Origin of the sequence: Streptomyces atroolivaceus (genome assembly GCF_000717025.1) — a bacterium.
Taxonomy (GTDB): Bacteria; Actinomycetota; Actinomycetes; order Streptomycetales; family Streptomycetaceae; genus Streptomyces; species Streptomyces atroolivaceus.
The window spans coordinates 165,411-185,193 of sequence record NZ_JNXG01000008.1; the positions used below are offsets into that span (position 1 = coordinate 165,411).

General features: G+C 69.7%; 23 protein-coding genes. 9 read left to right on the forward strand and 14 right to left on the reverse strand.

Annotation, left to right across the window (positions count from 1 at the left end; all coding sequences use genetic code 11):
• Positions 1-55: 55 nt before the first annotated feature.
• The 3 genes from OO67_RS18210 to OO67_RS18220 form a co-directional block, all read right to left on the reverse strand.
• Complete coding sequence (locus tag OO67_RS18210) at positions 56-583, reverse strand: GNAT family N-acetyltransferase (protein WP_208861044.1); 528 nt, start codon at positions 581-583, stop codon at positions 56-58.
• A gap of 142 nt (positions 584-725) precedes the next feature.
• A complete protein-coding gene (gene mqnE, locus OO67_RS18215) occupies positions 726-1,889 on the reverse strand; it encodes an aminofutalosine synthase MqnE (protein WP_033301606.1) in 1,164 nt (387 codons plus the stop codon).
• Between the two features lie 91 nt (positions 1,890-1,980).
• Entirely contained in the window at positions 1,981-2,436 is a 456-nt protein-coding gene (locus OO67_RS18220) for an Lrp/AsnC family transcriptional regulator (RefSeq protein ID WP_033301608.1), read from the reverse strand.
• Between the two features lie 121 nt (positions 2,437-2,557).
• On the opposite strand from OO67_RS18220, the gene OO67_RS38640 reads away from it, so the two are divergent.
• Positions 2,558-2,707 carry a hypothetical protein gene (locus OO67_RS38640; RefSeq protein ID WP_157841704.1) on the forward strand — a complete coding sequence of 50 codons (150 nt, stop codon included), beginning with the start codon at positions 2,558-2,560 and terminating at the stop codon, positions 2,705-2,707.
• 10 nt (positions 2,708-2,717) lie between these two features.
• On the opposite strand, the gene OO67_RS18225 is transcribed toward OO67_RS38640, so the two are convergent.
• Entirely contained in the window at positions 2,718-3,383 is a 666-nt protein-coding gene (locus OO67_RS18225; protein ID WP_033301610.1) for a UbiX family flavin prenyltransferase, read from the reverse strand.
• Between the two features lie 113 nt (positions 3,384-3,496).
• Between OO67_RS18225 and OO67_RS18230 the strand changes: the two genes are divergently transcribed.
• Positions 3,497-4,099 (forward strand): rhomboid family intramembrane serine protease, encoded by a 603-nt coding sequence (locus OO67_RS18230; protein WP_033301773.1) that lies wholly within the window; start codon positions 3,497-3,499, stop codon positions 4,097-4,099.
• Here the strand turns inward: OO67_RS18230 and mqnP are convergent.
• Both mqnP and OO67_RS18240 read right to left on the reverse strand, forming a co-directional pair.
• A complete protein-coding gene (mqnP, locus tag OO67_RS18235; protein ID WP_033301612.1) occupies positions 4,089-4,994 on the reverse strand; it encodes a menaquinone biosynthesis prenyltransferase MqnP in 906 nt (301 codons plus the stop codon). The genes OO67_RS18230 and mqnP overlap by 11 nt on opposite strands.
• Entirely contained in the window at positions 4,991-6,448 is a 1,458-nt protein-coding gene (locus tag OO67_RS18240) for a menaquinone biosynthesis decarboxylase (RefSeq protein ID WP_033301613.1), read from the reverse strand. Before OO67_RS18240 ends, mqnP begins: the two co-directional genes overlap by 4 nt.
• An 89-nt stretch (positions 6,449-6,537) precedes the next feature.
• Between OO67_RS18240 and OO67_RS18245 the strand changes: the two genes are divergently transcribed.
• Positions 6,538-6,945 carry a PLD nuclease N-terminal domain-containing protein gene (locus OO67_RS18245; RefSeq protein WP_033301615.1) on the forward strand — a complete coding sequence of 136 codons (408 nt, stop codon included), beginning with the start codon at positions 6,538-6,540 and terminating at the stop codon, positions 6,943-6,945.
• Positions 6,946-6,995: 50 nt separating this feature from the next.
• Here the strand turns inward: OO67_RS18245 and OO67_RS18250 are convergent, their stop codons facing one another.
• Positions 6,996-7,436, reverse strand: coding sequence for a MarR family winged helix-turn-helix transcriptional regulator (locus OO67_RS18250; RefSeq protein ID WP_033301617.1), 441 nt, complete (start codon positions 7,434-7,436; stop codon positions 6,996-6,998).
• A gap of 176 nt (positions 7,437-7,612) precedes the next feature.
• Between OO67_RS18250 and OO67_RS18255 the strand changes: the two genes are divergently transcribed.
• Together OO67_RS18255 and OO67_RS18260 are read left to right on the forward strand one after the other, a co-directional pair.
• Complete coding sequence (locus OO67_RS18255; protein ID WP_033301618.1) at positions 7,613-8,308, forward strand: type 1 glutamine amidotransferase domain-containing protein; 696 nt, start codon at positions 7,613-7,615, stop codon at positions 8,306-8,308.
• Entirely contained in the window at positions 8,305-9,630 is a 1,326-nt protein-coding gene (locus OO67_RS18260) for an aldehyde dehydrogenase family protein (RefSeq protein WP_244300256.1), read from the forward strand. Before OO67_RS18255 ends, OO67_RS18260 begins: the two co-directional genes overlap by 4 nt.
• 64 nt (positions 9,631-9,694) lie before the next feature.
• Here the strand turns inward: OO67_RS18260 and ccsB are convergent, their stop codons facing one another.
• From ccsB to hemL, 7 genes are all read right to left on the reverse strand, one after another.
• Entirely contained in the window at positions 9,695-10,777 is a 1,083-nt protein-coding gene (ccsB, locus tag OO67_RS18265; RefSeq protein ID WP_033301620.1) for a c-type cytochrome biogenesis protein CcsB, read from the reverse strand.
• Positions 10,774-12,498, reverse strand: a complete 1,725-nt coding sequence (gene resB / locus OO67_RS18270; protein ID WP_033301624.1) for a cytochrome c biogenesis protein ResB — start codon at positions 12,496-12,498, stop codon at positions 10,774-10,776. Before resB ends, ccsB begins: the two co-directional genes overlap by 4 nt.
• A 6-nt stretch (positions 12,499-12,504) precedes the next feature.
• Complete coding sequence (locus OO67_RS18275) at positions 12,505-13,269, reverse strand: cytochrome c biogenesis CcdA family protein (RefSeq protein ID WP_382056483.1); 765 nt, start codon at positions 13,267-13,269, stop codon at positions 12,505-12,507.
• 5 nt (positions 13,270-13,274) lie between these two features.
• The gene (locus OO67_RS18280) at positions 13,275-13,877 is read right to left on the reverse strand and encodes a TlpA family protein disulfide reductase (protein ID WP_033301628.1); all 603 of its coding nucleotides are present in this window, start codon (positions 13,875-13,877) and stop codon (positions 13,275-13,277) included.
• Between the two features lie 67 nt (positions 13,878-13,944).
• Positions 13,945-15,201, reverse strand: coding sequence for a polysaccharide deacetylase family protein (locus OO67_RS18285; RefSeq protein WP_033301630.1), 1,257 nt, complete (start codon positions 15,199-15,201; stop codon positions 13,945-13,947).
• Positions 15,202-15,371: 170 nt separating this feature from the next.
• Positions 15,372-16,061 (reverse strand): histidine phosphatase family protein, encoded by a 690-nt coding sequence (locus OO67_RS18290; RefSeq protein ID WP_033301631.1) that lies wholly within the window; start codon positions 16,059-16,061, stop codon positions 15,372-15,374.
• Complete coding sequence (gene hemL / locus OO67_RS18295) at positions 16,058-17,365, reverse strand: glutamate-1-semialdehyde 2,1-aminomutase (RefSeq protein WP_078598063.1); 1,308 nt, start codon at positions 17,363-17,365, stop codon at positions 16,058-16,060. The genes OO67_RS18290 and hemL overlap by 4 nt, the downstream gene beginning before the upstream one ends.
• 292 nt (positions 17,366-17,657) lie before the next feature.
• Between hemL and OO67_RS18300 the strand changes: the two genes are divergently transcribed.
• From OO67_RS18300 to OO67_RS18315, 4 genes are all read left to right on the forward strand, one after another.
• A complete protein-coding gene (locus OO67_RS18300; protein WP_078598065.1) occupies positions 17,658-18,254 on the forward strand; it encodes a hypothetical protein in 597 nt (198 codons plus the stop codon).
• 105 nt (positions 18,255-18,359) lie between these two features.
• Positions 18,360-18,713 (forward strand): STAS domain-containing protein, encoded by a 354-nt coding sequence (locus OO67_RS18305; protein ID WP_033301634.1) that lies wholly within the window; start codon positions 18,360-18,362, stop codon positions 18,711-18,713.
• Positions 18,714-18,897: 184 nt separating this feature from the next.
• On the forward strand, positions 18,898-19,278 hold the full coding sequence (locus OO67_RS18310; protein WP_051709523.1) for an ATP-binding protein: 381 nt from the start codon (positions 18,898-18,900) through the stop codon (positions 19,276-19,278).
• Between the two features lie 112 nt (positions 19,279-19,390).
• Positions 19,391-19,783, forward strand: a complete 393-nt coding sequence (locus OO67_RS18315) for an STAS domain-containing protein (RefSeq protein ID WP_033301637.1) — start codon at positions 19,391-19,393, stop codon at positions 19,781-19,783.

Consider the following 19,783-nt stretch of genomic DNA (forward strand, 5'->3'; position numbering starts at 1 on the left):
GCCCAGTGAAGCATGCCCCGAATTCGATCAGTTCGCAGGGTTGCCCATGGCGCTCCTACCGGAAGAGCGGGAGCAGCATGATGATGTCGTCGCGGTAGTCGTCCTCGGCGACCCGGATGGCGTTCGGGATCCGGCCCACCTCCTTGTACCCGCAGGAGGCGTAGAAGCGGTCGGCCCCGGTGCCCCCGCGGCAGGTGAGCCTGATGGCGTCGATGCCCTCGATCTCCTGGGCGGCGTCGGCCGTGGCCATCATGAGCGCGCGCCCGAAGCCCTTGCCCTGGTGGCGCGGGTGCACCATCACCGTGTAGGCGCCGATCCAGTGCCGCATGAGCCGGTGGGTGTTGTGGGTGAGGAAGGCGGTGGCGGCCACCGTGCCGTCCTCGTCCCGCCCGACGACCAGGTGGGTGCGGCCCTCGGCCATGCCGGCGAGGTGCTTGACCAGCTCCGGCCGGACCTCCTCGTCGGTGACGGGCGGCACGAAGCCGACGGCTCCGCCGGCGTTGCTGACGTCGACCCAGAGCGCGGTGATGCCGTCCCGCAGAGCTCGGTCGAACGCGGGATCCACTTCAAATGTAAGCGCCATAAGAGCAGGTTAACCATTACGAGCGAGACCCTTCAACCTGGTCCACCACGCGAGAAAGCCCCGGCGGGCGGGCCGGGGCTTCCGTAGGGCGGGACGCCCGGGGCCCGCGCAGGGAGCGGGTCGCCGGGGCGTGCGTACGGCCTCAGACGCGCATCGGCTGCGGCGACTCACGCCGGTCCGCGTCCGGGCCCGGGTACTCGCGGAGGATCTCGTACCGGGTGTTGCGCTCCACGGGCCGGAAGCCCGCGTCGCGGATGAGGTCCAGCAAGTCCTCACGGCCGAGCTTGTTCGGGGTGCCGTAGTCGTCGGCGTCGTGCGTGATCTTGTACTCGACGACCGAGCCGTCCATGTCGTCCGCACCGTGCTGGAGGGCGAGCTGGGCGGTCTGCACGCCGTGCATCACCCAGAACACCTTGACGTGCGGGACGTTGTCGAAGAGCAGCCGCGAGACCGCGAAGGTCTTGAGCGCCTCCGCGCCCGTCGCCATCGACGTCCGGGCCTGGAGGGTGTTGCGGACCTTGCCGTCCTTCATGTCCACGAAGTCGTGCTGGTAACGCAGCGGGATGAAGACCTGGAAGCCGCCGGTCTCGTCCTGCATCTCCCGCAGCCGCAGCACGTGGTCGACGCGGTGACGGGGCTCCTCGATGTGCCCGTACAGCATCGTCGCGGGGGTCTTGAGACCCTTCTCGTGCGCGAGACGGTGGATGCGCGACCAGTCCTCCCAGTGGGTGTTGTGGTCGACGATGTGCTGGCGGACCTCCCAGTCGAAGATCTCCGCACCGCCGCCGGTCAGCGACTCCAGACCGGCCTCGATCAGCTCGTCGAGGATCTCGGAGGCCGAGAGGCCGGAGATCGTCTCGAAGTGGTGGATCTCCGTCGCCGTGAACGCCTTGAGCGCCACCTCCGGCAGCGCTTCCTTGAGCGCGCTGAGCGAGCGCGGGTAGTAGCGCCACGGCAGGGTCGGGTGCAGCCCGTTGACGATGTGCAGCTCGGTGAGGTTCTCGCCCTGCATCGCCTTCGCGAGGCGGACGGCCTCCTCGATGCGCATCGTGTACGCGTCCTTCTCGCCCGGCTTGCGCTGGAACGAGCAGTACGCGCAGGACGCGGTGCACACGTTCGTCATGTTGAGGTGACGGTTGACGTTGAAGTGGACGACGTCGCCGTTCTTCCTCGTACGCACCTCGTGGGCCAGTCCGCCGAGCCAGGCGAGGTCGTCGGACTCGTAGAGCGCGATCCCGTCCTCGCGGGTCAGCCGCTCGCCGGCCCGGACCTTCTCCTCCAGCTCGCGCTTGAGTCCCGCGTCCACCAGGGCGCCTCCATATCTCCATGTGACAGATCCGGCAGCCCACGGTACTCCCCCGCCTGCCGGGCGGGGGGACCCCCGTCACCGCTCCGCGTCACTCCTCCTCGGGGAGCTCCCCCACCCGGTTCTCCCACTTGGTGGAGAGCACGACCGTCGTACGCGTCCGGGAGACGCCCTTCGTGCCGCTGAGCCTGCGGATCGTCTTCTCCAGGCCGTCCACGTCGCCCACCCGCACCTTGAGCATGAACGAGTCGTCACCCGCGATGAACCAGCAGTCCTCGATCTCGGCGAGATCCTTCAGCCGGTGCGCGACGTCCTCGTGGTCGGCCGCGTCGGAGAGGGAGATGCCGATCAGCGCGGTGACCCCGAGCCCCAGCGAGGCGGCGTCGACGGTCGCACGGTAGCCGGTGATGACCCCGGCGGTTTCCAGCCGGTTGATGCGGTCGGTGACGCTGGGCCCGGAGAGCCCGACGAGCCGTCCTAGCTCGGCGTACGAGGCCCTGCCGTTCTCTCTGAGGGCCTGGATGAGCTGTCTGTCCACCGCGTCCATATGACTGAAACCTTCCATTGTTCAGCAGTACCGCGAGTTTACGTGTAGAATCCAAGGCACAACAGGGTCAAGCCCTGTAAATCTTCCTCATCGTCCAAGAAAAGCTTTCGAATCTTCAGGAGTGACTTTCACCGTGTACTCGATCGAGATGGCCTACGCCCGGATGCGCGAGCTGCAGGACCTGGCCAACCGCTCGCGTGCCCACCAGCCCGCCGCCGCCCACCGGGTCGACCGCACGCGCACCCCGCGCGTGAACAGGAAGAAGCGCTGACCCCACCGGTTCAGCCCCGGGAGGCGCCACCGAGCTCCCCCTCCCACCGGCGGTACAGCTGGTGCGGCACTCCCGCCGCGTCCAGCACCCGCCCGGCGACGAAGTCCACGAGGTCCTGGATGTGCGTCGCCCCCGCATAGAACGCCGGAGAGGCGGGCAGCACCACGGCGCCCGCCTCGTCGAGCGCGACCATCTGCTTCAGCGTCTGGCCGCTCAGCGGCGTCTCCCGCACGGCCACGACCAGCTTCCGCCGCTCCTTGAGCGTCACACTCGCGGCCCGCTGCAGCAGGTCCTTCGAGAGTCCGAGCGCCACTCCGGCCACGCACGCCGTCGACGCCGGGACGATCAGCATCCCCTTCGCCGGGTACGACCCCGAGGACGGCCCGGCCGCCAGATCGCCGGCCGCCCAGTGGCGTACGCCCTCGATGTCCGGCCGGAAGGTGTCCGGCCTGCCGTCCGCGCCCCGCGCCAGCCAGCCGCGCAGGTCCTCCTGCCAGTGGGCGTCGCGGAAGGCGATCCCCGTCTCGTCGAGGAGCGTCAGCCGCGAGGCGCGGCTGACCACCAGGTCGACGCTCTCCCCCGCGGCCAGCAGCCCGCGCAGCACCGAGGCCGCGAAGGGTGTGCCCGATGCGCCCGACACCCCGACAATCCAAGGCCTGCGCTGCTTCTGACTCATCGAAGTCCCGGCTCTCACACCGCCGAGCCTATCCGGCACCCTCCCCCAGGAACTGAGCCAGGGGCTCCGGACGTTGCAACGGATGAGGCAACAGCCATGGACAGGGGGTGACCATGACCGGCACACGCATGAGTGTCACCGCACGGGCCGTCACGGCCGGGGCGGTCATGCTCGCCTGGACAGCGCTGCTCTGGCTGCTGGAGGGCATCGACGTGGCGACGGGCCACGCCCTCGACACCTACGGCGTCAGCCCGCGCGAGCCCGCCGAGCTGGCCGACGTCGTACCGTCCGCGTTCCTGCACAGCGGCTGGGAGCACGTGGCGTCCAACACCGTCCCGCTGCTCGTCCTCGGCTTCATCGCCGCGCTCGGCGGGATACGCAGGTTCGCCGCGGTGGTCCTCGTGGTGATCGTGACCGCCGGCCTCGGCGTCTGGCTCACGGCGCCGCCCGACACGGTGACGCTCGGCGCGTCCGGTGTGGTCTTCGGCCTCTTCGGCTACCTGCTGGTGCGCGGGTTCGTGGACCGGCGCCCGCTGGACATCGTCGTCGGCGTGATCATCGCCGCGGTCTACGGCTCCCTGCTCTGGGGTGTGCTGCCCACCGACTCCGGGATCAGCTGGCAGGGCCACCTCTTCGGCCTCATAGGCGGGGTGGCGGCGGCGTTCGCCTTCCGCCGCCCGCGCCGCCCGCGAGGACCGGACTACGTCACGGTGTGAGGCCCCGCACCAGCAGGTCGAGCAGCGCACAGGCGAAGAGCGCTATGCCGATGAAGCCGTTGACCGAGAAGAAGGCCCGGTTCAGCCGGGACAGGTCGTGCGGGCGCACGACCCGGTGCTCGTACACGAAGGCCACGGCGACGATCACCATGCCGATCCAGTAGAAGATCTCCGCGTCCGTCGCCACTCCGAACCACACCAGCAGCCCGGTCGTCACGACGTGACAGACCCGCGCGCCCCACAGCGCGGCGGGGATCCCGAAGCGCGCGGGGAAGGAGAGCACTCCGTGGGCCCGGTCGGCCTGGACGTCCTGGCAGGCGAAGATCAGGTCGAAGCCGCCGATCCAGATGCCGACGGCCAGTCCCAGGATCACCGCGTCCCACGACCAGCTCCCGGTCACCGCCAGCCAGGCGCCGATCGGCCCGATGGCCTGGGCGAGGCCCAGGATCGCGTGCGGGAAGTTCGTGAACCGCTTGCCGTACGGATAGACGACCATCGGCACGACGGCGACCGGTGCCAGCGCCAGGCAGAGGGGGTTCAGCAGGGCCGCGGCGCCCAGGAAGACGACGAGGGCCACGATCGCGCCGGTCCACGCGGACTTCACCGTGACCGCGCCCGTCACGAGTTCACGGCCCTCCGTGCGCGGATTACGGGCGTCGATCTCCCGGTCGATGATCCGGTTGGCGGCCATCGCGAAGGTCCGCAGTCCGACCATCGCGACGGTCACGAGCAGCAGCGTGCCCCAGTGGAACGTTCCGTCCAGCTGGAACATCGCGGTCAGCGAGGCGATGTACGCGAAGGGCAGGGCGAAGACCGAGTGCTCGATCATCACCAGCCTCAGGAACGCGCGGGGCTTGCTGCGGGGCTGCGGCACCGCAGCGGCGGAGGCGCTCACAGGCCGTACTCCTTCCACCGGCGGTCGACCTTCGCCGCCGTCTCCGGGTCGGACTCGACCATCTCCGGCCAGCCGCCGTCCCGGGTGTACCCCTCCTCGGGCAGCTTGCGCGTCGCGTCGATCCCGGCCTTGCCGCCCCAGAACTGCTGGTAGGAGGCGTGGTCGAGATGGTCGACCGGGCCCTCGGTGAGCAGCAGGTCACGGGCGTAGTCGGTGTTGCCCAGCGCCCGCCAGGCCACCTCGTGCAGGTCGTGGACGTCGCAGTCGGCGTCCACGACGACGATCAGCTTGGTCAGCGACATCATGTGCGCCCCCCAGATGGCACTCATCACCTTCTGGGCGTGCTTGGGGTACTTCTTGTCGATCGACACGATCGCACAGTTGTGGAAACCGCCCGCCTCCGGCAGGTGGTAGTCCACGATGTCAGGGATGATGATCTTGAGCAGGGGCAGGAAGAACCGTTCGGTGGCGCGCCCCAGCGGGCCGTCCTCGGTGGGCGGCCGGCCCACGACGATCGACTGCAGCAGCGGACGCTTCCGCATCGTCACACAGTCGATCGTCAGAGCGGGGAACGGTTCCTGCGGGGTGTAGAAGCCGGTGTGGTCGCCGAACGGCCCCTCGGGCAGCATCTCGCCCGGCTCCAGCCACCCCTCGATGACGACTTCCGCCTGCGCCGGGACCTGGAGCGGGACGGTCTTGCAGTCGACCATCTCGATCCGCTTGCCCTGGACGAAGCCGGCGAAGAGGTACTCGTCGATGTCCCCCGGCAGCGGTGCCGTGGAGGCGTACGTGACCGCGGGCGGCGCCCCGAAGGCGATGGCCACGGGCAGCTTCTCCCCGCGCCTGGCCGCGACCTGGTAGTGGTTACGGCTGTCCTTGTGGATCTGCCAGTGCATCCCGATGGTGCGCTTGTCGTGGCGCTGGAGCCGGTAGAGCCCGAGGTTGCGGATCCCGGTCTCCGGGTCCTTGGTGTGGGTGAGGCCCAGGTTGAAGAAGGAGCCGCCGTCCTCGGGCCAGGTGAAGAGCGCGGGCAGCTGGTCGAGGTCCACGTCGTCGCCGGTCAGGACGACTTCCTGGACCGGGGCGCTGTCGGACTTCACCTTCTTCGGCGGCAGATGGGTCACCGCGCCGAGCTTCCCGAACGCCTCACGGATCCCGACGAAGCCCTGCGGCAGCTCCGGTTTGAGGAGGCCGCCGATCTTGTCGCTGATCTCGGCGTAGGACTTCAGCCCGAGCGCCTTGAGCAGCCGCCGGTCCGTCCCGAAGACGTTCATGGCCAGGGGCATGGACGCCCCCTTGACGTTCTCGAAGAGCAGCGCGGGGCCGCCCGCCTTGTTCACCCGGTCGACGATCTCGCCGACCTCCAGATACGGGTCGACCTCGGCCTTGATGCGCTTGAGATCGCCCTCGCGCTCCAGAGCCCGGAGCAGGGAGCGAAGATCGTCGTAAGCCATAAGGTCCAGTATCGGACACCCGATACCCTGGGCCCGTCACCGGGGGCGGTCCGTGCGCCTCCTCACCTCACCTCGGGGGATCTTGCACGATGCTCAGGGCCCTGATCATTCTTCTGCCGCTGGCACTGACGATCTACGCGTTCATCGACTGCCTGAACACACCGGAGGACGAGGTAAAGCACCTGCCGAAGGTGGCCTGGGTCTTCATCATCCTGCTGTTCTGGGTCGTCGGGCCGGTCGTCTGGATCGCCGCGGGCAAGGCCCGCCGCGCGCCCGCCGGGGGCCGTACGCCCTCGGAGTGGCCCCGCCGGAACCGCACGACGTGGGTGGCGCCCGACGACAACCCGGACTTCCTGAAGTCGCTGAAGGCGGAGAACGCGAAGGACGAGTCGCTCCCCGACGACCGGGAGGCGGACCTGCGCCGCCGCGAGGAGGAGGCCGAACGCCGCGAAGGCGGTGCCGGACCCGACGACTCGGCTCCGCCGACCGCCTCATGAAGGCCTGACGCACACAGCCGGCGGTTCACGCGGTTCACGCGGCCGGCGGTTCATGAGGACAGCAGGCGCCCCAGCCGGTCGAGCAGGGGCAGCAGGGCCGTGCGCTCCTCGGGGGTGAGGGCCTCCAGGGCGCCGTGCACCACGCGCATCTCGGCACGGATCCGGTGCGCCAGCTCGGTGCCTTCCGCGGTGCGGGAGGCCACCTTGGAGCGGCGGTCGCCGGGCGCCGGGGTGCGCGTCACCAGTCCGCGGGCCTCCATGCGGCCGATGAGGCCGGTGGCGTTGGACGCGTCGCACACCAGATGACTGGCCAGCGCGCTCATGGGCATGGGCTCGTTGAGGGCGATCAGCGCCCTGGCCTGCGAGGTGCTGAGGCCGTGGCGGCCGGCGACGGCGGTGAGGTCGTCGTGGTGGCCACGGACGACCACTGCGAGGGGTTCCAGCAGTTCGTCCGGCGTAGGGACGGCGCGGGGTGCCGGTTCCGTCGTCATGGTCGGTCATCCTTCGATCGGTACGCGCGGTCCGGAGGCCCGGACTCTGTCCGCCACGCACCCGCATTCATTTGACATGCTCAACTTTGACCCGTTACATGAAGGGTATTGCTTGAGCATATCAAGCTTCACCTCTCAGGCGTCCCACGTCCCGCGTCTCGTAGGGAGCATCCCCCATGCCCTCCGTACTCTTCGTCCTCACCGGTGCCGACCACTGGACCCTCAACGACGGCACCACCCACCCCACCGGCTTCTGGGCCGAGGAACTCGCCGCCCCCCACCGCGTCTTCACCCAGGCCGGCTTCGACATCACCATCGCCACGCCGGGCGGTGTCGCCCCCACCGTGGACACCGCCAGTCTCGCCGCCGAAGCCAACGGGGGCCAGGAACAGGCCGACGCCGTCGCCTCGTACCTCGCCGCGATCGACGAGACGCTCCGCATCCCCTCCCGGCTCGAGGACGTCGTGCCCACGTCGTACGACGTCGTCTTCTACCCCGGCGGCCACGGCCCCATGGAGGACCTCGCCGTCAACGAGGTGTCGGGCCGGCTGCTCACCTCGGCCCTGGACTCCGGCACGCACGTCGCCGTGCTCTGCCACGCGCCCGCGGCCCTGCTGCCCGCCCGCCGCGAGGACGGCAGCTGGCCGTTCGCCGGTTACCGCATGACCGGCTTCAGCAACGCCGAGGAGACCCAGGCCGGCCTCGCGGCGAAGGCACCGTGGCTGCTGGAGAACCGCCTCGTGGAACTCGGCGCCGACTACGCCGCCGCCGAGCCGTGGGCGGTGCACACCGTGCACGACCGCAACCTGCACACCGGCCAGAACCCGGCCTCCTCCGAACAGCTGGCCCGCGAGATCGTGGCGGCCCTGTGAGCCCCGCCGAGACCGTGCGGGAGACCCCGGCCGGCACCGTCGCCCGGCTCCGCGCCACCTTCCGCACCGGCCGCACCAAGGACCTCGCCTGGCGCACCACCCAGCTGACGCGGCTGCGCGCCCTGCTCACCGAGCGGGGCGACGAACTGGCCGAGGCGCTCCGCGCCGACCTCGGCAAGAGCCGCAAGGAGGCCTACCGGACCGAGATCGACTTCACGGTCCGCGAGATCGACCACACCCTGGAACGGCTGGAGGCGTGGCTGGAGCCCGAGCCGGCCCCCGTACCGGCGGTCCTCGCGGGGGCCACCGCGCACACCGTGCAGGACCCGCTCGGGGTCGTCCTCGTCATCGCTCCGTGGAACTACCCGGTGCAGCTGCTGCTCGCCCCCGTCGTGGGCGCGCTGGCCGCGGGCAACGCGGTCGTCGCCAAGCCCAGCGAACTGGCGCCCGCGACCTCCGCCGCCGTGGCCCGGCTGTTGCCCGAGTACCTGGACACGGACGCCGTCGCCGTGGTGGAGGGCGCGGTCCCGGAGACCACCGCCCTGCTCGCCGAGCGCTTCGACCACGTCTTCTACACCGGCAACGGCACGGTCGGCCGGATCGTGATGGCCGCCGCGGCGAAGCACCTCACGCCGGTGACACTCGAGCTGGGCGGCAAGTCGCCGGCGTTCGTGGACCGCGACACGGACCTGAAGACCGTGGCCGCCCGGCTGGCCTCGGGCAAGTTCCTCAACGCCGGCCAGACGTGCGTCGCCCCCGACTACGTCCTGACCGACCCGGAGACCGCCCCGGCCCTGGCGGACGCCCTCGCGGCGGCGGTCGAGGAACTGTTCGGGCAGGACGCGTCCGCCAGCCCCGAGTACGGCAGGATCGTGAACGAGCGCCACTTCGACCGGCTGGTGGCCCTCCTGGACTCCGGCCGTACGGTGACGGGCGGCGCCCACGACCGGGACGAGAAGTACATCGCTCCGACCGTACTGGCCGATGTCGCCCCGGACTCCCCCGTGATGCGGGAGGAGATCTTCGGCCCGGTCCTGCCGATCCTCACCGTGGACGGACTCGACGAGGCGATCGGCTTCATCAACGACCGTGACAAGCCGCTGGCCCTGTACGCGTTCACCCAGGACCCCTCCGTACGGGAACGGCTGCTGTCCGAGACCTCGTCGGGCGGGGTGGGCATGGGACTGCCGCTCGCCCATCTGACCGTCTCGGACCTCCCGTTCGGAGGCGTCGGCGAGAGCGGCATGGGCAACTACCACGGCCGCTACTCCCTGGAGACGTTCAGCCACCGCAAGGCGGTGCTGGACACCCCGCTGGGCTGAGGCCCGCAGACCGAGAGGGCGCGACCGCATCGAAGCGGTCGCGCCCTCTCGGCCGTTCCGGTCGTCAGACTCCGGCGTAGGAGTGCTTGCCGGTGACGAAGATGTTCACGCCGTAGTAGTTGAAGAGCCAGCAGCCGAAGGCGATCAGCGCCAGGTAGGCCGCCTTGCGCCCCTTCCAGCCGGCCGTCGCGCGGGCGTGCAGGTAGCAGGCGTACGCGACCCAGGTGATGAAGGACCAGACCTCCTTGGGGTCCCAGCCCCAGTACCGGCCCCACGCGTCGCCCGCCCAGATGGCGCCCGCGATGATCGTGAACGTCCACAGCGGGAAGACGGCGGCGTTGATGCGGTACGAAAAGGTGTCCAGGGTCTTCGCGGCGGGGAGCCGCTCCAGGACGGAGGTGGCGAACTTCCCGGGCGTGCCACCGTTGGCCAGCTTGCTCTCGTAGCTGTCGCGGAACAGGTAGAGCAGCGTGCCCACGGCACCCAGGTAGAAGACCGCGCCGCAGATGATGGCGGTGGAGACGTGGATCCAGAGCCAGTACGAGTGCAGCGCCGGCACCAGCTGGTCGCTGTCGGTGTAGAGCGTGGTGGTCGCGATGCCGAGGTCCAGCAGGACGGTGGTGACCAGCAGCAGACCGATCCAGCGGACGTTCTTCCGCAGGGCCAGCAGGGTCAGGTAGGCACCGACCGCCACGGTGGAGAAGGTGATCGAGAACTCGTACATGTTGCCCCAGGGGGCCCGCTGCACCGACAGGGCGCGCGCGACGACTCCGCCCGCCTGGACGGCGAAGGCGACCACGGTGAGGGAGATCGCGATGCGCCCCCACAGGTCGCCCTTGAAGGTGCCGCCCGCGGCTCCGGGGCCGTCCGGGACGTCCCTGGTCCCGGCGGCGGAACGGGTGACGACCTTGGGGCGCTCCAGCAGCGCGGTGCCGCCACCCTGCGCGACCTGCGCCTTCCCCGCGGAACCGCCGGTGGCCGAGTCCTCCTTCAGCGCGGCGGCCGTGCGGCCGACCTTGCTGCGGCTGCCGAACACCCACTCCGCGATGTGCGCGAAGAAGGCCAGGGTGTAGACGGCCATCGAGGAGTAGATCAGCGTGTTGCTGATGTTCGCCAGATTCTCGTTGGTTGCGGCGGCGAGATTCACTTCTCAGCCCCTTCGGCAGATTCTTCGGCAGGTTGTCCGGGCTCGGTCTCGGGCGCGGGGTCGGGATCGGGGTCGGGATCGGGGTCGGGTGCGGTCGGCGCCACGGTGTGGAGCGCGGCCGCGAGGTCGCCCAGCTCCTCGGGGAGCTTCGCGGACTCGCTGCGGCCCAGGCCCGCCATCTCGACGACGGTGACGCCGTCCGTTCCGCGGACGGCCCGCACCCACACCCGGCGGCGCTGGATGAAGAGCGAGCCGGCGAGACCGGCGATGGCGGCGATGGCGCCGGTGAGCGCCCAGCCGCTGGCGGGCTGGCGCGAGATCTGGAAACTGGCCCATTCCTCGACGCTCTCGAAGGTGATCGAGCCGGCGCCATCGGGGAGCTTCATGGTCTCGCCGGGACGCAGCCGCTTCTTGAGCTGGTCCCCGTTGCTGTCCTTGAATTCCTTCATCTTGGACGTGTCGAGCTGATAGACGTTCTGCGGCAGTCCGGAGTCGACGCCGAGGCTGCCGTGGTAGCCGTTGAGCGCGAGGACCGGATAGTCGAGGCCGGGGTACTGCGAGAACATCGTCCCCTGGCCGTCACCGGCGAACGTCGGGACGAAGAAGGCCTGGAAGCCCAGCTGGCTCTTCTTGCCGTTCCTGTCCTTGTAGCCGTCCATCACCTTGATCGCACCGGTCGAGGTGACGTTGTTGTCGATGGGCAGCAGGGGCACGGCGGTCCTGTAGACCTCCTTGCCCCTGCCGTCCTTGACCGAGACGACCGGCGCGTAGCCGTGCGCGTTGAGGTAGACCTTCGTACCGTCGACGTCGAGCGGCTTGTTGACCTCGATGACCTTCTTCTTCGTCTCCCCGTCCGCGCCCTCGGAGTACGTCACCCTGGCCTCGTAGGTCCGGGGCGTACCGCGCTGGGGGCCGCCGCGCTCGTACGTGCCGACGAAGTCCTGCAGGTCGAAGCTGAAGGGGGCGAGGTCGTCGTTGTCGAAGAGCGAGCCGGACTTGAAGTCGTCGTACTGGGTGATCGTGTTCGCGAACCCGTCGCCCTCGACGACGAGTTTGCCGCCCTCGGACTTGAAGAGCTGTCCACCGGCGAACGCGACCAGCATGACGATCAGCGCGATGTGGAACAGCAGGTTCCCGGTCTCGCGCAGATAGCCCTTCTCGGCGGACACGGCGTCGCCCACCGTGTGCGAGCGGAAACGCCGCCTGCGCAGGATGCCGAGGGCGGCCTCGCGGACCTGGTCGGGTCCGGCGTCCGTGCGCCAGGTGGTGTACGCGGGCAGCCGGGTCAGCTTCTTCGGGGCGCCGGGCGGGCGGCCGCGCAACTGGCCGACGAACTGGCCGGTGCGCGGGACGATGCAGCCGATCAGCGAGATGAACAGCAGGATGTAGATCGCGGAGAACCACACCGAGCTGTAGACGTCGAAGAACTGCAGCTTCTCGTAGATCGGGGTGACGGTGGTGTGCGTCTCCTTGAAGGTCTGCACCTTCAGTTCGTCCACGCTGTTCTGCGGGATCAGCGATCCCGGGATGGCGCCCAGCGACAGCAGGAAGAGCAGGATCAGCGCGACCCGCATGGAGGTGAGCTGCCGCCAGAACCAGCGGGCCCATCCGATGACGCCCATCGCGGGCACGGACGTGGCGGACTCCTCGCGCGGGGCGGTGGAGAGCTGCTCCCCCGCCCGGCCGAGGTCGCGCTCGTCCGTGGTGTTCGTGTTGCTCATCAAAACTCAGATCCCCACAGTGAAGCCGTTGGACCAGACCTGCATCTCCTGGATGAGCACGTCCCAGGCGCCCGTCAGCAGGAGAATTCCGGTCACGATCATCATGCCGCCGCCGATCCGCATGACCCACGCGTAGTGCCGCTTGACCCAGCCGAACGCGCCGAGTGCCCTACGGAAGGCGATCGCCGCCAGGACGAAGGGGACACCGAGCCCGAGACAGTACGCCACGGACAGGACCGCCCCTCGGCCGGCCGTCGCCTGGTCGAACGCGAGCGCGTTGACGGAGGCGAGCGTCGGGCCGAGGCACGGGGTCCAGCCGATCCCGAAGAGTGCGCCGAGCAGCGGTGCGCCGGCCAGCCCGGTCACCGGTCGCTTGTGGATGCGGAATTCGCGCTGCGTCATCCAGGGCATGAGGCCCATGAAGAAGATCCCCATGAGGATCATCAGTACGCCGAGGACCCTGGAGAGCGTCCCGCTGTACTCCTGGAGCGTCTGGCCGAAGTAGCCGAAGAGCGCGCCCCCGGACACGAAGACGACGGTGAAGCCGAGGACGAAGAGGGAGGCCCCCGCGACGGTCCTGCCCCGCCGCCGCTCGGCGAGGTCGGCGCCGCTCACCCCGGTGACGTAGCTGAGGTAACCGGGCACCAGCGGCAGGACGCACGGCGAGAAGAAGGAGACGAGCCCTCCGAGCAGGGCGATCGGCAGGGCCACTATGAGGGCCCCGCTGAGGACCGTCTCGTTTCCGCCGGTGACCGCGGCCAGTCCGAGCACCGGAGTCACTTCTCCGCGATCAGCGGGTCGATCATCTTCCGCAGCTTCTCCGCGTCGAGGGCGGCGAGCGTGCGGGCGGCGAGCTTCCCGTCCCGGTCGACGACCACGGTCGACGGGATGGCCTGGGGGTTCAGCGTGCCCTTGGGGAAGCGCAGGAGCAGCTTCCCGGTCGGGTCGTAGATGCTCGGGTAGGTGACCCCGAAGTCCTGCTCGAAGTTGACGGCGTTCGTCCTCTGGGGGTCCCGGGTGTTGATGCCCACGAACTGGACGCCCTGGGCCGCGGTCTCCTCCGACACCTTCTGGAAGTGCTTGGCCTCGGCGCGGCAGGGGCCGCACCACGATCCCCAGAAGTTCAGGACGACGACCTTGCCCTTGTAGTCGGTGACGTCGAGCGCCTCGCCGTTCAGTGTCGCGCCGTCGAGCTTCGGCGCGTCCGTGCGGTCGCCCTTGGCCACGGTGGAGATGCCACCGCTGCCGGTGACGAAGTTCGTGTTGCCGCCGCCGCCGGCCTTGGTGCCGCCACTGCATGCGGACAGGACCAGGACACCGGCCACGACTGTGGCGGCGAGCAGGGTGGAGCGGCGTCGGGGTGCGCGGCCAGAGCTCATGTGAAAAGTTTCGCATGGCAGTTCCAGGGATCTTGGGCACCCCCCTGGGTGCCCGTAAAGCCCCTTGTCAGGCCTGTTTAAAGAAGGTGTTCCAGCCGCCGTCGGGAGACTGTCCCACCTGGAGCGTACGAAGCTTCGCGAGCACCGCGGGGTCCTGTACGTCGAGCCAGTCGACGAACTGCCGGAATGAGACGAGGCGCACATCCGGTTTGCCCGCGATGTGTTTGAGCGCGTCCTCCACGGCGTCCATGTAGATGCCGCCGTTCCACTCCTCGAAATGGTTGCCGATGTAGAAGGGCGCGCGATTCGTCTCGTAGGCGCGGTCGAATCCCGCGACATACGCCTCGGTGGCCTGGGTGCGCCATCCCGGATAGCGCGAGGGCATGCCCTTGGTCGAATTCTTCGACTGGTTGGCGAGGATGTTGTAGTCCATGGAGAGGACTTCGAAGGTGTGGCCGGGGAACGGGATGCCCTGCAGCGGGAGGTCCCATAGCCCCTGACGCTTCTCGGGCCACATCTGTGTGCCACCGGGTGAGCTCGCGTCGTAACGCCATCCGAGCTGCTTCGCGGTGGGGAGGAGGTTCTCCTGGCCGAGCAGACAAGGGGTGCGCCCTCCGGCGAGTTCCTTCCGGTAGTCGAACGGCAGGGGGTCGAGATCCGTCCAGCCGGTGTTCGTCCGCCATTCGGTGACGAAGGAGACCGCCTGGTCGATCTCGCTCCGCCATTGCGCGGGCGACCAGTTGCCGACCGAGCCCGGGCCCCCGCAGAAATGGCCGTTGAAATGGGTCCCGATCTCGTGCCCGTCGAGCCAGGCCTGGCGGACGTACTTCAGGGTCTGCTTGACGTGGTCATCGGTGAGATAGCCGATGTCGGAGGCGCCCCTGGGGTTGTTGGGCGGGCGGTAGAGGGACTTCTTCGACTCGGGCAGCACATAGAGGCCGGAGAGGAAGAAGGTCATCGCCGCGCCGTGCTGCCCGGCGAGTTCGAGGAAACGCGGGAAGAGCCCGTTACCGACCTCGCCCGCCCCGTCCCAGGAAAAGATCACGAACTGCGGAGGCTTCTGGCCGGGCTCGAGCGGAACGGGAGCGGCGGGCTGATTCGGCTGCTTTCCGGTGTCCGCCGTCGAACCGTCACCGATCAGCCTGACCTGTTTCCCGGGATGACCTCCGCCATTCCCGTGCGTCCCTTTGCCGCCGTGGGGTCCCTCTTCCGGTTCCGGCCCACCACCGCCCGAAGAGCCGAGGGAGCCGCAGCCGGTCATCGACAGTGCGGCTGCGGCTCCGATTCCCGCCCCGAGCAGGCCCCTTCGGTTGATTTCACGCATGGCGTCCCCATCTACGGTCGTATTACCTCAAGCCCATACAAACTGGCGATGGCTTAGATGAGGAAAACAACACGAGGGTTCCGCCGATAATCACAAAAGTTGTGGCGTGCGGAGACCCTTGCAGGTGCCGCACATGACACACGGACCCGCGGGCGCCCGGAGCGCGGCGGCTACGCGCCGAACGCCTTGGACTTCCCCTTGACCGGCTTCGCCCCCGCGAGCAGATGAGGCGGCACCAGGTCCCGGGCGGGCTCGGTGTACCCGACGGACACGATCTTGTCGCCCTGGTACGTGAAACTCGTCAGCGAGGCCAGGGTGCACTGCCGCTTGCGGGGGTCGTGCCACAGCCTGCGCCGCTCCACGAAGCTCCTCACGATCCAGATCGGCAGCTGGTGGCTGACACAGACCGCCTCGTGCCCGCGCGCGGCGTCACGCGCCGCGTCCAGGGCACCCATCATCCGCACGACCTGTTCGATGTACGGCTCGCCCCAGGACGGCTTGAAGGGGTTGGTGAGGTGCTTCCAGTTCTCGGGCCTGCGCAGCGCGCCGTCGCCGACCCCGAAGGTCTTGCCCTCGAAGACGTTGCCGGCCTCGATCAGGCGCCCGTCGGTGGCCAGGTCCGCACCGTGCGACGCGGCGATCGGGGCGGCCGTCTCCTGGGCGCGCTCCAGCGGGGAGGCCACGACGTACGTGATGTCGCGCTTCTCCAGGTGCTCGGCGACCCGGTCCGCCATCTGCCTGCCGAGCTCGGACAGGCTGTAGCCGGCGCGGCGCCCGTAGAGCACTCCGTCCGGGTTGTGCACCTCACCGTGGCGCATCAGGTGGACGACGGTGATGTCCTTCTCCGTGTACTCGCTCATGACGTGGCCTCCGACGCGGCGCGGGCGGCTGCGGGAAGCGCCGCGGCGATCCGCTCCAGAGCCCGCGCGTCATGGGCGGTGGAGACGAACCAGGACTCGAACGCGGACGGCGGCAGGTACACACCCTGCTCCAGCATCGAGTGGAAGAAGGCGGTGAAACGGAAGGCCTCCTGCTTCTTCGCGTCCTCGTAGTTCCGGACGGGCTCCTCGGTGAAGAAGACGGAGAACATGTTGCTCGCCGCCGAGACCGTGTGCGCGACCCCCGCCTTGGCGAACGCCTCGCCGACCAGGGAGCGCAGCTCCGCGGAGACCGCGTCGACCTTGGCGTACGCCGCGTCGTCGAGCAGCCGCAGCTGGGCGAGGCCGGCCGCGGTGGCGACGGGGTTCCCGGAGAGGGTGCCCGCCTGGTACACGGGGCCGGCGGGGGCGAGGTGGGCCATCACGTCGGCACGGCCGCCGAAGGCGGCGGCCGGGAAGCCCCCGCCCATGACCTTGCCGAAGGTCATCAGGTCGGGCCGCACCCCGTCGATGCCGTACCAGCCGGCCTTCGACGTACGGAATCCGGTCATCACCTCGTCGGAGATGTACAGCGCGCCCTCGGCCGCGCAGATCTCCTTCAGCCCGGCGTTGAAACCGTCCTGCGGCGGCACGACGCCCATGTTGCCCGGCGACGCCTCCGTGATCACACAGGCGATCTCACCCGGCTGCGCGGCGAACGCGGCGCGCACGGCCTCCAGGTCGTTGTACGGCAGCACGATCGTGTCGCCCGCCTGGGCGCCGGTCACACCGGGCGTGTCGGGCAGGCCGAAGGTGGCGACACCGGAGCCGGCCGCGGCCAGCAGCGCGTCGACGTGCCCGTGGTAGCACCCGGCGAACTTCACGACCTTGGCGCGGCCGGTGAATCCACGGGCGAGCCGGATCGCGGACATGGTCGCCTCGGTGCCGGACGACACCAGCCGCACCTGCTCCACGGGCTCGATCCGGGCCACGATCTCCTCGGCCAGCGCGACCTCGCCCTCACCGGGCGTGCCGAACGAGGTACCCCGGGCAACGGCATCCTGGACGGCCGCGACGACCTCGGGGTGCGCGTGGCCGAGGATCATCGGCCCCCACGAACACACGAGGTCGACGTACTCACGGCCGTCGGCGTCGGTGAGGTACGGACCCGTACCGGACACCATGAACCTGGGCGTACCGCCCACGGCCCGGAAGGCACGCACGGGAGAGTTCACGCCGCCGGGCGTCACGAGGGACGCGCGGTCGAAAAGCGTCTGCGAAACTGGGGCTTCGTATGAATACGCCACTTTGGTCCTGATCTGCGATTCGGGGTTCGGGGGGCCTGGCCGGAATTCCCGGCCGCCGGTGAGCAGGGAGCGCGCTCTCCCCGTATGAGGCTCGTACAACGAAAGGGCGTCAGTCTCCTCGCGTCTGCGAAACTGGGGCGTCATAGGGAAAGCTCACACATGCCATGGTGTCAGAGGCGTCGACGGTCTTGCGGACAGGTGTTTCACCGCACGCCCGTGGGGGAGGTCACTGACGATGATCGGGTTGCGCGGCGGGGCTGTGTCTCCTAAGAAGTAGTCGGGTGGATGAGATATGCATCGCGGTGGCGGAGTGGGCGAAGGGACCGACGACCTGGGGCCCGAGCCTGCCCGGCGAGGGCGGCACCGGCGCAGGGCCGAGCGCGAGGCCGAGCGCGCACGGGACGCCCAGGCGGGCGGCGTCGACGGTTCGGGGAGCAGGAGCAGTGGACGGGTGGGGGTGACCTACAAGTACTTCGGTGCCCCCGACGGGGCCACCGCCGCACGTGTGCCGATTTCGATGCGCCCCGAAGAGCTGGGGGGCGACGAACTGGGCATGGGCGGCATGTTCAGCAAGATCAAGCCCGAGACGGTGGCGGCCATGGTCCTCACCGGCATACAGGGCATACCCCTGAACAAGGTCCCCCCGCTGGAGCTGGTCGTGCTCCATCCCGACTACGCGGTGGTCAAGCTGCCGATGACCGTGGTCGACCCCCTGCGGGACGTCGGTGAGGAATCGGTCGGCGCGGCGGCCTTCATCTGGTCCACGGTCCCGGACCGCGGCGGCCCGCGCGACGCGTTCAACGTCTACCAGCTGCTCCACGAGTGGCAGGACTTCTCGCACCGGCTGCACGACGCGGGACACCAGGCGTACTGCCTGGTGTGGCCCTGACGCGGCAGCGGACGGTCCGGCGAGGGGCGCCCCGTACGCGGCACCGACGAGGGGTGACCGGGTGCGGGCTCCACGCCTCGCCCCCGGTGTAGGAACATGTGACGCATGGCGGCAGATGAACTGCGTGTGGCCGTGGAGGCCACCGACGACGGTGTGGTGCTGATCCGTGTCCGGGGAAGCCTGGACGGGTGGTCGGGTCCTTCCGGACTGGTCGAGGCGCTGGAGGCGGCCGCCGACGGCGGCGGGCGGCTGACCGTGGCGGACCTGTCCCGGCTGGAGTTCGCCGACTCGACAGGGCTGCACGTCCTGCTGGACGCCCAGCACCGCCATGCCGCGGCCGGGGTGCGGCTGGTGCTGGCCGGACCGCTGGGCACGGAAGTCCGCCGGCTCTTCGAGGTCTCCGGCACGCTGGGCGCCTTCACGTTCGCCGACACGGTGGACGCGGCACTGACATGCTGACCGGCCGCGGGCCACGCCGTCCCCCGCCGGCCTCCGGCAGGAAGTGTGACGTGGGCCCGTCCGGGCAGGCGCAGGAAGTATGAACGGGGATCGAGAAGTGTCGCGGGGCGGCAGGACCACGGCAGAGGGGCCGGAGAATGCCGTCGGCCCGCCTGCTCCGGAGGAGTCGGCGGGCGGGGGCCGCATGCCCTCCGTGCCGCCCAACGCGGCCGCCGCTCGTGACGTCGTCACCCGGCTCCTGGAGTCGCGGTTCTGCGGACTGGGCGGGGAGGTCCCGGCCGACGTCGTGGTGGCCGACGCCCTCCTGGTGACCTCGGAGCTGGTGACCAACGCCTTCAGGCACGGCGGCGGGCTCACCGGGTTCTCCGCCGAGATCACCGACGAGGGGCTCCTCCTCACCGTCGCCGACGCCAGTACGCGGGCGCCGGTCACCGCGGAACGCGATCCGGCCGCCGCCCCCGTCGGTGGCTACGGCTGGCTCCTGGTGCGCCGCCTGACCAAGCGGGTCTCCGTCACGGACCTCCCCGGCGGCAAGCACATCGTCGCGCTGGTCGCCCTCGTCTGAGTGACAGGCCGCGCCGGCCGTCTTCGCGGCGGCGACGTGCCACGGGAGGGTGCCGCACGCCGGAGCCGGGCGTCCGCACGGCGGGGGCCGGAGAGTTGGCATAATTTCCCGCATGGTCCGCGAGCCCCTCGAGAACTCCGCCCCGGCCCGCTTGCCCGTGGTGGCGGCCGAAGGCGAGATCAACGGTCACTGGGTCGTCCGGGCCCGGGGCGATCTCGACTCCGACACCATCGATCCGCTCTTCCTCGCCCTGTGGCAGGCCGTGGCCGGGTACGAGGTCGTCGTACTGGACGCGTCCGGGATCACCTTCGCGGACTCGTCGTTCCTCAGTCTCCTCATCGAGGTGCACCAGCGGACGGAGCTGCGCATCGCCGCGCCGGGCACGGCCCTGACGCGGCTCCTGCGCGTCGCGGGTGTCGACCGGGTGCTCCGGAGCTATCCGACGCTCGACGCGGCCCTCGGCGCGCCGCCGGCCGCTCCCTGGCCACCGGGCGGCGACGGCTGA